Below are 13,868 nucleotides of genomic sequence, written 5' to 3'. Positions count from 1 at the left end.
CGATCTGACTATAGAGGGAAAATGGCTCTATGAGCGATCTAGCGAAAGAGATCACGCCCGTAAATATTGAAGATGAGCTTAGAGGTTCATACCTAGACTACGCGATGTCCGTCATCGTTGGTCGTGCCCTTCCAGATGTGCGTGATGGCCTAAAACCAGTACACCGCCGCGTTTTGTTCGCGATGAATGTACTAGGTAATGATTGGAACAAAGCATATAAAAAGTCTGCTCGTGTAGTAGGCGATGTAATCGGTAAATATCACCCACACGGTGATAGTGCGGTATACGAGTCAATTGTTCGTATGGCTCAGCCGTTTTCACTACGCTATATGTTAGTCGATGGCCAAGGTAACTTTGGTTCGGTTGACGGCGATTCAGCTGCGGCAATGCGTTATACCGAAGTTCGTATGTCAAAAATAGCTGGTGAGCTATTAACGGATCTTGATAAAGATACGGTTGACTTCGTTCCTAACTATGATGGAACCGAGCAAATACCAGCAGTTTTACCAACAAAAATACCAAACCTATTGGTTAACGGTGCTTCTGGTATCGCAGTAGGTATGGCTACCAACATCCCGCCACATAACCTTGGCGAAGTTGTTGATGGCTGTTTAGCATTTATCAATAATGAAGACATCACTATTGATGAGCTAATGGACTACATCCCGGGTCCAGACTTCCCGACAGCAGCATTAATCAGTGGCCGTAAGGGCATTGTTGATGCATATAAGACTGGTCGTGGCAAAGTTTACATGCGCTCGCGCGCGAACATTGAAATGGAAAAGAACGGTAAAGAAACAATTATCGTTACTGAAATTCCATATCAAGTGAACAAAGCTCGTCTGATCGAGAAGATTGCAGAACTTGTAAAAGACAAGAAAGTTGAAGGCATCAGTGCACTGCGTGACGAATCTGATAAAGATGGTATGCGTATTGTTATTGAATGTAAGCGTGATGCTGTCGGTGAAGTTGTACTAAACAACCTTTACTCACAGACTCAACTGCAGACAACTTTCGGCATCAACATGGTTGCTCTGAACAATGGCCAACCACAACTTTTCAACATTAAAGATATGTTGAAGTGTTTTGTTGATCACCGTCGTGAAGTTGTGACACGTCGTACTATCTTCGAATTGAAGAAAGCGCGCGACCGTGCACATATCTTGGAAGCTCTATCTTTAGCGCTTGCAAACATTGATGAAATCATTGAACTGATCAAGAACGCACCAACACCAGCAGAAGCTAAAGTTGGTCTAGTATCTCGTGGTTGGGATCTTGGTAACGTTGCATCAATGCTTGAACGTGCTGGTACTGATGCAGCTCGTCCAGATTGGCTTGAAGACCAATACGGTATCCGTGATGGTCAATACTTCCTAACGGAAACTCAAGCGCAAGCTATTCTAGAACTTCGTCTTCACCGCCTAACTGGCCTTGAGCACGAGAAGATTCTAGACGAGTACAAAGCACTTCTAGAAGAGATCGCTGAGCTAATGCATATTCTTGCAAGCACTGAGCGTTTGATGGAAGTGATCCGTGAAGAACTTGAAGCGGTACGTGATATCTATGGCGACGAGCGTCGTACAGAAATCACAGCAGCGGTTCATGACATCGACATGGAAGAGCTAATTGCTCAAGAAGACGTTGTAGTAACGCTTTCTAACGCAGGTTACGTTAAGTACCAAATCCTAAGCGACTACGAAGCTCAGCGTCGTGGTGGTAAAGGTAAGAGTGCAACTAAGATGAAAGATGAGGATTACATTGAGCGTCTGCTTGTTGCTAATACTCACGATAACATCTTATGTTTCTCTACTCGTGGTAAAACGTACCGCCTGAAAGTTTACCAATTGCCGCAAGCGAGCCGTACAGCTCGTGGTAAGCCTATCGTTAACATTCTTCCTCTAGAAGAAGGTGAGCGTATTACGGCTATCCTGCCTGTTTCTGAATTCTCAAACGAGAAATTCATCTTCATGGCAACAGGCGACGGTACAGTTAAGAAGACATCACTGGATCAATTCGCAAACGTACGTGCTAACGGCCTAATCGCAGTTAACCTACGTGACGATGATTCACTGATTGGCGTTGATATTACTGATGGTAATAGCGACATCATGCTGTTCTCTAAATCGGGCAAAGTTGTTCGCTTTAACGAGGACAAAGTACGTCCAATGGGTCGTACTGCCTCTGGTGTTCGTGGTATGAAGCTCCCAGAAGACGATCAAGTGGTTTCACTGATTGTTCCTTCAAACGAAGGCGATATCCTAACTGTGACTCAAAACGGTTACGGTAAGCGTACTGAGTTGGCTGAATACCCAACGAAAGGCCGTGCAACGCAAGGTGTAGTATCTATCAAAGTCTCTGATCGTAATGGCCCAGTTGTTGGTGCTGTTCAGGTTGAAGAAGGCGATGAAATGATGATGATCACCGACGCAGGTACACTAGTACGTACTCGCGTAGCGGAAGTAAGCCAAGTTGGTCGTAACACTCAAGGTGTGACACTGATTCGTACTGCTGAAGACGAGAATGTTGTAGGTCTACAACGTATCGACGAAGTAGAAGAAGCTGAGATTGTTGAAGGCGAAGAAACTGAAGAAGCAAATGCTGACGCAGTAAACGCAGAAACAGTTAATGCAGAAGGAACGGTCGTTTCTGAATCAAGTGAAGAGCAAGCATCAGCTGCTTCTGACTCTGAAAGTGATAGCGAGCAAGACACTGAGTAATCTCGATTACGTTAAGTAATTTAGCTTACCAATGAAAAAACCGAGCCTAAGTGCTCGGTTTTTTATTGCCTGCTATGTGTGGATCTTGCTCTGACTTTATCGTTGAACTGTGATCGTCAAAATATCGATAGCTAAACCTTGATCAATATAGCGAGGAGATGAAAACGATAGAGTAGAGGGGAATAAAAAAGGAGTGTGAAATGGATATCTGGTTGTTGGTTGCGTTGGTACTAATGAGCCTGTTTTTGATTGTGATCGTTATTGCCGCGAACAACAATGGCAGTCATCTAAAAGGCAATGTGATGATTTCACTTACTGCTGTGGCTTTGAGTGTGCTTGTCTGGTCTCAACTGAAACAAGAAAGACCTCAACTGCCTTTGGATGAGAGCAATAACTACACGGCAACAGATTTCGAAGATGAACTTCAGCAAAGCCTTGAGCAAGATCCGAATCAATCCGATTTGTGGTTTAAGCTTGGTGGCGTGTATATGCAGAAAGGGGAGTTTGATGCTGCGTTTACCTGTTACGACTACGCGATTCGATTAGACCCTCAAGCGCCTTCTGGCCTCTATGCTGCCAAAGCAACCGCACTTTATTATCTGAGCTCTCAAGCGATGAGTGATGATGTTAATGCGTTGCTGGAGCACTCAATGCAGCTTGATCCCAATGATCGTACGGCATTGATGTTGATTGCGACCGATCACTTCATCAGCATGCGCTATCAACAAGCGATTGATGCGTGGACTCAAATCTTAGATTCCAATCAAAAGGGCATTGATCGTGTCTCTATTATCCATTCGATCAACCAAGCCAAACAGATGATCCGTTAAGCTTGGCTAATTGCTAAAGAGGCGATCTTACTTAAGATCTCATTTCGAAGACTATTGGTTTTCCTGCATTTCGATTAAGCCACCAGCATTGTGGATTTGAGTAAACCCTTGAGCGTGCAAGAATTGATAAGCTTGCCCTGAACGATTGCCACTGCGGCAATACAACACGATGGGCTGGTCTTTATCTATCTTAGCAAAGTGAGTAGCCACTTCAGAAAGAGGGTAGTTGATGGCGTTGTCTAGATGCCCTTGTTCGAACTCTGCAGGTGTTCTGACATCAACCACTAATGCGCCTTCCTCTATTAATTCCCACCCAGTCTCAGCACGCTCAGATGCGTGAACGCCTGAACTGATTAGTGCAATACATAATGCCGAAAGCGAAAGTAAGATTTTCATTGTTTATTCCTTGAATTGGCGAGTGGATCGGGGTTCGATATTGATGTGTATTCCCCCAAAACCTAAAAAAACCAGCCACACAACAATAGTGTGACTGGTTTTTACTTAATGGTCTAATTGAAGAAACTAGTATTCGTAGTTGGCTTCACGCTTTTCAGCTTGCTCTTCCCATTTAGGAACAACCGTGTCTAAGAAGTGTTGTTTCTCAGCGTTCATCTTATCCATGTCCATTCCAAGCGCTTTTTGAGCCGCTTCTTTTGTCGAGATATCTGGAATTTCGATTGGATCGGTGATGCCTTTCTTCGCCAGTAGACGAACAATTTTAGTACGAGCATCCGCAGCGCGGTCAACGGCAGTACCTAGCACTTCTAGAGCGATTTCAGGTGCATGCATATGAATGCCGTGAGACGCAATAGCGTAGTCCCAACGCCATTGAGCGTGACGGATATCCAGTAGGATAGGCTCCATCTCTTGCTCTGTCGCACCCGCTTCCCATGCCGCGCCTGCTTCAAAGTGAGCGGCTACGATTTGTTTCTCAGCAGTCAGCTTCATGTTCAGAACTTGCGCTTTACGGCTTGAAACGATGTTACGCATGGTTTCTTTCGATTGAGTGTGACAGTTTGCACACGTATCTTCGAAGCGGTCGAATGGGTTACCCACTTTATGGTCGGTATAAACAGTGCCATCTTCTTTGGTCACTTTCGGCATATGACAGTCAGCACAAACGACTTTGTTCTTACCATGGATGCCTTCGCGCCATGTTTCAAAACCTGGGTGTTGTGCTTTCAGCATTGGTGCTTTCGATACTTTATGCGTCCAATCTTTAAAGTTGATTGCATCATAGTAGCGTTCCATGTCGCCAACGGTTGTACCTTGGTCCCAAGGGAATTTCACACCTTTGGTTGGCCCTGTGAAGTAGTATTCCACGTGGCACTGAGCACAAACAGAAGCTTGTTGGTCTAAGCGGCTTTGTTCATCAAACTTTTTACCAATCGTTTCAAATGCACGTTCAACGTAAGGACGAGTCACCTTAAGTGCTGGTTCACCATTTTTAAAGCCTTCGCTTTTGGTATCGTGACAGTCTGAACAGCCGATAGGGTTAATGATCTCGTTGCCAAGACGCGCCCACTTACCTTCGAAGTAACCATCTTCGCCACGTTCTTCAATAACACGTGCTACATCTGGGCTCTTACAGCTCCAACATGCCATTGGCATTGGGCCTGAGCTTTCGTCCGTTGGGCCGCCAGTACGAAGCGTTTGTCGTACATCGTCAATCGCATAAAAGTGACCACGTGCCTTGTTGTAATCTTTTGCGAAGCCGTAGCCAGCCCACATGATAACCATGTTGGGATCTTCTTTTAGTGCATCTTCAATAACTTCGCTTTCTGAAGTCTGTCTCCATGAATGATATTGATCTGGGTGGTTTTGCTCGAACTGGTCGTTACGAGGATCGCCAATTTCTTTTTGTTCAGACGCAGCAAAACTGGTCGCGCTTGCTAGTGATGCGCTAACCATTAATAGTGCTGTGACCGAATTACGTATCCAATGCTTTTTCACAGTGATATCTCCAATATACTGATTCTTATACCAAGCGTTGTGAGTTTGCTATTCAAATTAAGAACTGGAGAATTCCTGTTTATATTAATTCATAAACAAACACATTTTGTTACGTGTTGGATATAGCTTGTCTTAGATCAATTAATGGTAGTGACTTCAATCACGTTGAAGTTTATATACCCCTAAAGGGGTATTGGTTGGCAGTATTATTAAAATTTAATTGAGAATTATTATCATATATAACAATCAATTACCTAAATTGACCACGATATAAATAGGGTGATTGCGTTCACAGATTAACCCATCCAAATTTCGTATTACCCAATTAGAGGTATATTCTAACTATAGAAAGCGTTGTGGCTTATCCAAAATAAGAATTGATATCATTTAAGCGGTAATAATATCGTTTAAGGGTACTTTTGTTTAACCGGAATATTATTTAGTTGAGAGTTAAATAATGCCGGTATAAGGAAAGGATAAAATGGGCAATATTAAATTGGCCATAGTCATAATGCTTAAATCCCTTCTAGCATTCTGCCTCTATGGTTATTCCATTCATGCTGTTGCTGAGCCTGCTGTTACGCCAGTAGGAGAATCAACAAGACATGAAGTCGAATTAATCCGCGACAAAGACTACAAGTGTGTTCAATGCCATAAAGATTCAAAAGAAACGGTATTGGGTTCACATGGTGAAAGTGCACACGCTTTGCTTGGCCGCGAAGTAAATTGTACCGACTGTCATAGTTCTATTAGCCCCGATCACCGTGAAGGTGCGCCTGAAGTGGTGAAGTATCGCGAGGCTCAATCACAACCGGGAACTGAAAAGGTTTTCCTAGACCCTAGCTTAATTTTAGATGCCAATAGCCAATGTATCGATTGTCACAAGCCTGATGATCTGCGTGAAGCGAGTTGGACTCACGATGTTCACGCGCAAAACTTAACGTGTTCAAACTGCCATGATGTTCATGCGACTGAAGCAAAGGTGTTGGGCTTAGATAAGAAGCAAACCATCAAGCTGTGTGTGGATTGCCATTCAGACTTCAACCAGAAGAAAGAAGAGGAGTAATCTATGAGCTGCTCAAGAAGAAACTTTTTAGCAGGCGCTGGTGCCGTTATTTTTACCACAGGTGTAGCGGGAACTGCGGCGGTAACAAGTCGCAAGACGCTAGCCAATGTTCAAGAAGATGGCACTAAACGTTATGGAATGATTCATGACGAAACCGCTTGTATTGGTTGTACCGCCTGTACCGAAGCATGTCGTGAAGTAAATAAAGTACCTGAAGGTGTATCGCGCTTAGAAATTATTAAGAGTGAGCCCCAAGGCGAATATCCCAATGTTGATTACCGTTTTACTCGTAACTCTTGCCAGCATTGTGATAACGCACCTTGTGTGATGGTTTGCCCAACAGGCGCGGCCTACAAAGATGAAAAAACCGGCATTGTCGACGTTCATCAAGAGAAGTGTGTCGGTTGTGGTTATTGTCTATTGGCTTGCCCATATCAAGTGCGCTTTTTCCATCCTGAGAACAAGTCCGCAGATAAATGTAACTTCTGCCGTGATACCAATCTTGCACAAGGGAAGTTGCCTGCTTGTGTCGAATCTTGCCCGACCAATGCGCTGGTCTTTGGCGATCTAAATGACCCTGAGAGTGAGATAAACCAGGTGCTTCAATCTGAGGTGGTTTACAGAGATAAAGCTTATCTAGGTACTCAGCCAAAACTCTATAAAGTGCCACACCAAAAAGGGGAGATTTGATTATGAGTGCATGGGACGCAGCTTTTCAGTCTGGTACCGTGGTATGGGACTGGATTATAGCAATCTATCTATTTCTCGCGGGGATGTCGGCGGGTGCCGTAATGATCTCCATTTACCTAAAGCGTAAGGTTATTGAAGGCGATCCTGCTCATAATGGTGTGTTAAAGGCCACGGCTTTTCTTGCGCCATTTGGGATCATTTCAGGTCTGCTTATCTTGGTTTTCCACCTGACAAAACCGTTATCCTTTTGGAAGATCATGATCTTCTATAATCCAACGTCTGTGATGTCGATGGGTGTGATCTTATTCCAAGTATATATGGTGATCTTATTCCTTTGGATCGGCATTATATTTAGAGATCAAATAGTCGTGTTCTTGAATGATCAAGCATGGCTAAAAGGCCGACTTGATTTTGTCGGTAATTGGATTGGCAAATTAGAAGTGTTTGAGAATGCTCTGGAAATATTCTTAGCTGTTCTTGCTCTGATGCTTGCCGCTTATACCGGATTCTTGCTTTCAGCTTTAAATACTTTCCCACTATTGAATAACCCAGTGCTGCCGATTTTGTTCTTATTCTCGAGCTTATCTTCGGGAGCGGCGGCGTGTATTTTATTTGGTGTGCTGGTCTTTAAAGAATCACCTCATAGCCTGACTATTTCATGGATTCACGGATTCGAACGTCCAGTCGTGATGTTTGAGTTGTTTGTTCTAATTACTTTCTTTACTGGGCTGATCTTCGCTGGTGGTCAAAGTGAACAAGCAGTATGGAATGCAATTGGTAGTGGTTTCTGGGCGAGTTGGTTCTGGTATGGTGTCATCGGTGTCGGTATGGTTTTACCGTTGCTGCTGAATGCCGTTACACCAACCTCAATCCGCCATAGCTCGGTGTATATTTTCTCCGTGACTTCGCTAAGCCTAATGGGCGTATTGATGCTACGAACTTTTGTTCTTTATGCAGGGCAGTTAACGATAGCTTAATTTTGCTCAAGTTTATTAGTGAGCAGATGTTGGATACTAAATATCTGCTTATTAATGAACATGCTTTAAATAAACATGAGATGCGTGTTCAGATTGGCTCTGCTCAAGCGGAGCCTTATTGAGGTGATATGGTCGGTTCTTTGGGGCTGTTTAGTTTAGTGTTGGTTGCTGTACTCAGTAGCATTATTGGTGTGCATTCGTTTTATCAAATGCTAAACAAACGGACGCAAAATATAGGTTTAATCCGCAGTTTCTCTCTTTCAAGTGCATTGTTTTCTCTCACTTCTGTCGCATTGCTTGGCTATGCCTTTGTCAGTGATGACTTCTCTATTCTCTATGTCGCTGAACATTCAAATACTCAATTACCCTCATTTTTTAAGCTCGCAGCCGTATGGGCAGGCCATGAAGGTTCCTTGTTATTTTGGGTACTGACGATCAGCGTCTGGTCTGGCGTTATTGCCTTACAAAAACACTATTCGAATGAATACCAAAGCCGTGTGTTGTGGGTAATGAATCTACTGCTCGCGATATTTGCTTGGTTCACGTTATTCGCATCAAATCCGTTTGAAATGAACTCGATCTTGCCGCTAGAAGGGCGTGACCTTAACCCAATGTTGCAAGATGTCGGCCTGATCTTTCACCCGCCATTACTTTACCTTGGCTATGTCGGCTTTTCTGTGGTGCTGGCATTTGCAGTTGCCGCTTTGCTGGTTGATCCTATTGAGTTTGATTGGGTTGCCCATTGTCGCAGTTGGTGTCTAGTCGCTTGGATCTTTTTAACCGCAGGGATCATTCTTGGCTCTTGGTGGGCGTATTACGAATTAGGCTGGGGCGGCTGGTGGTTCTGGGATCCTGTTGAAAATGCCAGCTTGTTGCCGTGGCTTACTTCAACAGCTTTACTGCACAGCTTAGGCGTTGCTAAGGGCAAACAACAGCTTCTGAAGTGGTCTCTCAGCCTTGCTTTCATTACGTTTTGTTTGAGTATCTTAGGCACCTTTATTGTTCGTTCTGGCGTATTAACGTCGGTGCATGCTTTTGCTGTTGACCCAACCAAAGGTATCGCACTGCTACTTATATTAGTGTTGGTACTTGTGAGCTCATTTTCTCTGCTTATCATCAGAGGAGAATCTTTTGAATCTAATCCGATTACCAGCTTCGCCAGCAAAAGCTTTTTGAGCTTAGTTGCGGTACTCATTTTTGTACTGGCGACCGCTGTTGTGGTGTTTGGTACGTTTTATCCAATGGTCTTTGAACTGCTTGGGTTGGGGAACATATCTGTAGGTGCGCCTTACTTTAATCTGTTGATTGCTCCTTTGGCTTTGCTTGCGTTGGCCGTCGTCGGCTTAGCCCCTTTACTGAGTATTAAACCTCAAGCGACTAAAGGTGTTATTTCATCGCTAGCTGTGGCGTCATCGGTACTTGGTTATGCTTGTTATTCTTGGCAAGTAGAACAGGTACAACTACAAGTGATGGCACTGCTGACTTGGGGCCTCGCATTCTGGGTGTTACTGACGCATATTTACGGCTTAGTGGTTACCCGAAGTTCTAAGTTCCAACGCAAAGTCTGGGTGATGACCTTTGCTCATGTCGGGGTTGCAGTACTCGCTGTAGGTGCTGCAATGAATAGCTATCACTCATTTGAGCGCAGCTATAAACTAAGCCCGGGCGCACAAGTAGAGTTCATGGATTGGACGCTTTCTCATCGTGATACTGAGCTTTATGTCGCCTCAAATTTTACCGCAGAGAAGGCGATACTAAACTTAGATGCCGACGATAAAAGCTTTACCATCGCGCCAGAAAGAAGACACTACCAAGTTCGAGTCATGAACATGAGTGAGCCTGCAATGAAGTGGTTCTGGCATGGCGATGTTTATATCACCATGGGCGAGAAAGTCGATTCCACCGCTTATGCATTTCGAGTGCAATACAAGGCGTATGCACGCTGGATCTGGTTTGGTGGGTTGTTCTCCATTCTTGGCGCTTTACTCTCATTGACTCATCGTAAAAAGAAAACCGTTAAGGCGTCACAGTATGCATACCAGCGTTCGTAACAAGCTCATCACGTTAATTATCTTGGCATTAATGGTGGTGTTGGGTTTTGCCTTTGCGCTCAATAATAAGCAGCAATCGACGATTGTGTCAGAGCAAAAAAGGGCATTCCCAGAATTCATATCTACTGCGTTAGCGAATAGTGAAGGCATCAGTAGTAAACAGGAAATTACGTTGGCTGATGTCACTCAGCATCCTTATCAACTGGTTAATGTATGGGCTTCGTGGTGCGGTATATGTAAAACTGAGCACGCTTTTTTGCTCAAACTTCATGATAAAGGTATTCCAATTGTTGGGCTCAATTATCGAGATAACTCCGGGGCAGCGATCAATGTGTTATCGAGCGATGGCAATCCGTACTCAACGGTGATCAGTGATCCTCAAGGTAAGCTAGCGTTAGAACTCGGCGTAATCGGTACTCCTGAAACGTATCTGGTCGACGCTGACGGCCAAATCATTAAGAAGTTACTGGGCGTGATCAACGAATCAGTGTGGCAAGAAGAACTTGCGATGTATTTTGATGGTGCGAATGGATGATGAAGCCTTTAATACAAGCACTCGTTGTGCTGTCTACGCTTATGGTTATTAGTTTTCCGATTTTGGCAGAAGATCTGTTTACAGCCAGTAATAAGGACACGAGTATTCAAGTTGAACTGTTTGAGTTTGAAAACCCAGAACAACAGCAGCGCGCTATTACATTGGCAAAAACCCTACGTTGCCCGCAATGCCAGAATCAAAACCTGATTGAGTCGAACTCTCCAATTGCAAAAGACTTACGCCTCGTTGTATTCAATATGGTGAAAGCAGGGAAGAGTAATAATGAAATTACTCAATATATGACGGAAAGGTTCGGTGAGTTTGTGCTCTATAAACCAGCAATGAGTGTTTCAAACTTATTACTTTGGCTACTTCCGAGCGTATTATTTCTCTTATTTATATATCTATCAGTAAAAAGTGTTAGAAAGAGCTCATAAAAATTATGTATTACTGTTTACCAATTGACCTGTATTTTGTAACATTAAAGGATTATAAAGGCTAAGCACTGTTATATAAGGATGTATCTGTGGATAACGTAATCTCAAATTTAAAGAAAGAGTTCCATACTCGTGTCCGATCTGACAAATGGGCAGAAAAATACAGTGCAAAGTCGAGCATTTCTACGCTTACTCAAGAAGAGTTAAACGAATTAGAGAACGCTTGGGTTCAGCTTGTCATCTGGAAGCAAACTCAAGTAAGTTGATCGTTCTGTAAAAAATCGTAGCCTTAGCCGCAACTGATTAATTTATAACCCCATGTTGGTCATTCCAATGTGGGGTTTTTTGTTACCTGAAAAATTATTGTTATAATATAACAATTAGTGCATGGTCGACCTTGAAAAAAATTGTTAACAGCCTCATAGTGTCTATCATTAGATAGTTAGCTACAAAATATTGCCTAGACATATAATGTAGTGTTGTTAAATACATCGAATTTTCAAGTGAGTATAGCTATGGCGGAAGTGCGTGCCAGAATAGATTTCAAAGTAGGGGTAACAAGCAGTATTGATGCTGAACTTCTTTCTTTTCATGGATTGAAAACAGATAAAGAGCATGTTGCTGTGATATTTAAATCAGCAGACAAGACACAAGACATACCTCTTGTTCGTATGCACTCTGAGTGCCTGACTGGTGATGTTTTCCATTCCTCTCGCTGTGACTGTGGCGAGCAGCTAGACGAAACCATTAGAATTATGGGTGAGACGGGTGGAGTGATTCTTTACTTACGCCAAGAAGGTCGTGGTATTGGTTTATACAATAAAATCGATGCATACCGCCTGCAAAGTGAAGGTATGAACACTTACGAAGCCAATAACCATCTAGGTTTCGGTGACGATTTGCGTGATTTTACTGAAGCGGCAGAAATGCTTCGTGCTTTAGGAACCACAAAAATTCGCCTAGTCACTAACAACCCAAAGAAAATCAATGAGCTGAAATCTTTTGGTATTGAGATTGAAGAAGTGGTGAACACCTCTGCTCATGTTAAGTCGGGTAATGAAAGCTACCTGAAAGCAAAAGTCTCACACGGTAAGCATAATCTGGATATCTGATTAGCCTCTTTGTTGCGCTTAACATAAAAATGTTTAAAGACCTCACATATGTGAGGTTTTTTTGTATTTATCTTGCAATAAAATTGTAAGTTTGTATTATTCCAATCCGTAGTGCAAATGATAATGGTTTGCACTATTACTACGAATAATAATTTAAAGCTCAACAAGGATGCTTCATGACTATTAAATCTTTAGTGACAAAAGCCGTAACTTCGTCACTCCTTTTTGCCTCTGCTTCTTCTTTCGCAGCAGTAACTCAAGATCAAGTTGTAGAACATTACGCAGATATTGCTCATGCCGTGTTTGCAGATTCAGTAATTACAGCAAAAGCGTTGAACTCTTCTATTGATACCTTCTTAGCTTCTCCTTCTGCTGGCAATTTCGAACAAGTAAAACAAGCTTGGCTTGAGTCTCGCGTACCTTACCAACAGTCAGAAGTATTCCGCTTTGGTAACGTTGTTGTTGACGATTGGGAAGGCCAATTGAACGCATGGCCACTTGATGAAGGCCTAATCGATTACGTTTCGACTGATTACCAATATGAGCTTGGTAACGAAGGCGCTAGCGCAAACATCGTTGCTAATAAAACTTTCCAAATTGGTCAGACAACGGTAGACGCAACCAACATTACTCCAGAACTAATTGCAGATCTCAACGAGATCGGTGGCTCTGAAGCAAACGTAGCGTCTGGCTACCACGCGATTGAATTCCTACTTTGGGGTCAAGATTTAAACGGCACAAACAGCGGTGCAGGTGAGCGTGCTTACACTGACTTCGTTGTTGGCGCTGAGTGTACTAATGGTAACTGTGACCGTCGTGGCGCATACCTAAAAGCATCAGCTGAATTGCTTATCCAAGATCTAGAATGGATGGAAAAACAGTGGGCTGAAGGCGAGAAAGGAAACTACCGTCAAGAGCTTCTTTCTGAATCTAGCGACAACGGCTTACGTAAAATGCTATTTGGCATGGGTTCACTGTCTCTAGGTGAACTAGCGGGTGAGCGTATGAAGGTTGCACTAGAAGCAAACTCTACTGAAGACGAGCACGATTGTTTCTCTGATAACACGCACAACTCTCACTACTACAACGAGCAAGGCATCTACAACGTTTACACTGGCTTGTACAAGCGTGAAGATGGTTCTCTACTTTCAGGCCCTAGCCTGTTTGACCTAGTTGAACAAAAAGACGAGCAAGCTGCGAAAGAGATTCAAAAGCAGTTTGATCTAGCACGTGCACAAGTTGGTCAGCTTGTTGTTTCTGCAGAGAAAAATAACCAGCACTTCGATCAGCTAATTGCTGCTGACAACGCTGCAGGTAATGCACTAGTAAACAAAACAATTGTTGCTCTAGTGTCTCAAACCGCTGCGATTGAGCGTGCCGCTGGTGTTATTGGTATTGATAGCCTTAACCCAGACACGGCTGATCACGAGTTCTAAGAACCCGAGACGAAAACAATTAAGGGCTCTCATTGAGCCCTTAATTGTTTGTTATTCAAAAAAG

The 13,868-nt window shown here is 43.3% G+C and carries 13 protein-coding genes; 11 read left to right on the top strand and 2 right to left on the bottom strand.

All coding sequences use genetic code 11. The annotated features are described in order from the left end of the window. Positions 1-29 precede the first annotated feature (29 nt). Positions 30-2,717, top strand: coding sequence for a DNA topoisomerase (ATP-hydrolyzing) subunit A (gene gyrA / locus AACT19_RS10490; protein ID WP_076646213.1), 2,688 nt, complete (start codon positions 30-32; stop codon positions 2,715-2,717). A 200-nt stretch (positions 2,718-2,917) separates the two neighbouring features. Further along, positions 2,918-3,547 (top strand): TPR domain-containing protein, encoded by a 630-nt coding sequence (locus AACT19_RS10485; protein ID WP_076646211.1) that lies wholly within the window; start codon positions 2,918-2,920, stop codon positions 3,545-3,547. A 51-nt stretch (positions 3,548-3,598) separates the two neighbouring features. Here the strand turns inward: AACT19_RS10485 and AACT19_RS10480 are convergent, their stop codons facing one another. Together AACT19_RS10480 and nrfA are read right to left on the bottom strand one after the other, a co-directional pair. Continuing rightward, the gene (locus AACT19_RS10480) at positions 3,599-3,943 is read right to left on the bottom strand and encodes a rhodanese-like domain-containing protein (protein WP_076646209.1); all 345 of its coding nucleotides are present in this window, start codon (positions 3,941-3,943) and stop codon (positions 3,599-3,601) included. 126 nt (positions 3,944-4,069) lie between these two features. Then, complete coding sequence (gene nrfA, locus AACT19_RS10475; RefSeq protein WP_017091593.1) at positions 4,070-5,500, bottom strand: ammonia-forming nitrite reductase cytochrome c552 subunit; 1,431 nt, start codon at positions 5,498-5,500, stop codon at positions 4,070-4,072. Between the two features lie 481 nt (positions 5,501-5,981). Between nrfA and nrfB the strand changes: the two genes are divergently transcribed. The 9 genes from nrfB (at position 5,982) to AACT19_RS10430 (ending at position 13,804) form a co-directional block, all read left to right on the top strand. Further along, positions 5,982-6,566: a cytochrome c nitrite reductase pentaheme subunit gene (gene nrfB, locus AACT19_RS10470; protein WP_004733372.1), complete on the top strand. Its 585-nt coding sequence runs from the start codon at positions 5,982-5,984 to the stop codon at positions 6,564-6,566. A 3-nt stretch (positions 6,567-6,569) separates the two neighbouring features. Continuing rightward, a complete protein-coding gene (gene nrfC / locus AACT19_RS10465) occupies positions 6,570-7,256 on the top strand; it encodes a cytochrome c nitrite reductase Fe-S protein (RefSeq protein WP_004733373.1) in 687 nt (228 codons plus the stop codon). A gap of 2 nt (positions 7,257-7,258) precedes the next feature. Continuing rightward, entirely contained in the window at positions 7,259-8,233 is a 975-nt protein-coding gene (nrfD, locus tag AACT19_RS10460; RefSeq protein WP_065681530.1) for a cytochrome c nitrite reductase subunit NrfD, read from the top strand. 128 nt (positions 8,234-8,361) lie between these two features. Continuing rightward, positions 8,362-10,284, top strand: coding sequence for a heme lyase CcmF/NrfE family subunit (locus AACT19_RS10455; RefSeq protein WP_076646207.1), 1,923 nt, complete (start codon positions 8,362-8,364; stop codon positions 10,282-10,284). After that, a complete protein-coding gene (locus tag AACT19_RS10450) occupies positions 10,265-10,819 on the top strand; it encodes a DsbE family thiol:disulfide interchange protein (protein WP_004733376.1) in 555 nt (184 codons plus the stop codon). The genes AACT19_RS10455 and AACT19_RS10450 overlap by 20 nt, the downstream gene beginning before the upstream one ends. Further along, positions 10,816-11,256, top strand: a complete 441-nt coding sequence (gene nrfF, locus AACT19_RS10445; protein WP_061021629.1) for a heme lyase NrfEFG subunit NrfF — start codon at positions 10,816-10,818, stop codon at positions 11,254-11,256. The genes AACT19_RS10450 and nrfF overlap by 4 nt, the downstream gene beginning before the upstream one ends. Positions 11,257-11,345: 89 nt before the next feature. Next, entirely contained in the window at positions 11,346-11,522 is a 177-nt protein-coding gene (locus tag AACT19_RS10440) for a hypothetical protein (RefSeq protein WP_004733378.1), read from the top strand. 249 nt (positions 11,523-11,771) lie between these two features. Then, positions 11,772-12,368 carry a GTP cyclohydrolase II gene (locus AACT19_RS10435; RefSeq protein ID WP_004733379.1) on the top strand — a complete coding sequence of 199 codons (597 nt, stop codon included), beginning with the start codon at positions 11,772-11,774 and terminating at the stop codon, positions 12,366-12,368. Between the two features lie 176 nt (positions 12,369-12,544). Then, complete coding sequence (locus tag AACT19_RS10430; RefSeq protein ID WP_017083887.1) at positions 12,545-13,804, top strand: imelysin family protein; 1,260 nt, start codon at positions 12,545-12,547, stop codon at positions 13,802-13,804. The last annotated feature ends 64 nt before the right edge of the window (positions 13,805-13,868 follow it).

The organism is Vibrio sp. 10N.222.47.A9 (assembly GCF_963872585.1).
In the GTDB taxonomy this organism is placed as follows: Bacteria; Pseudomonadota; Gammaproteobacteria; order Enterobacterales; family Vibrionaceae; genus Vibrio; species Vibrio splendidus.
This window is presented reverse-complemented; position numbering and strand designations above follow the sequence as displayed.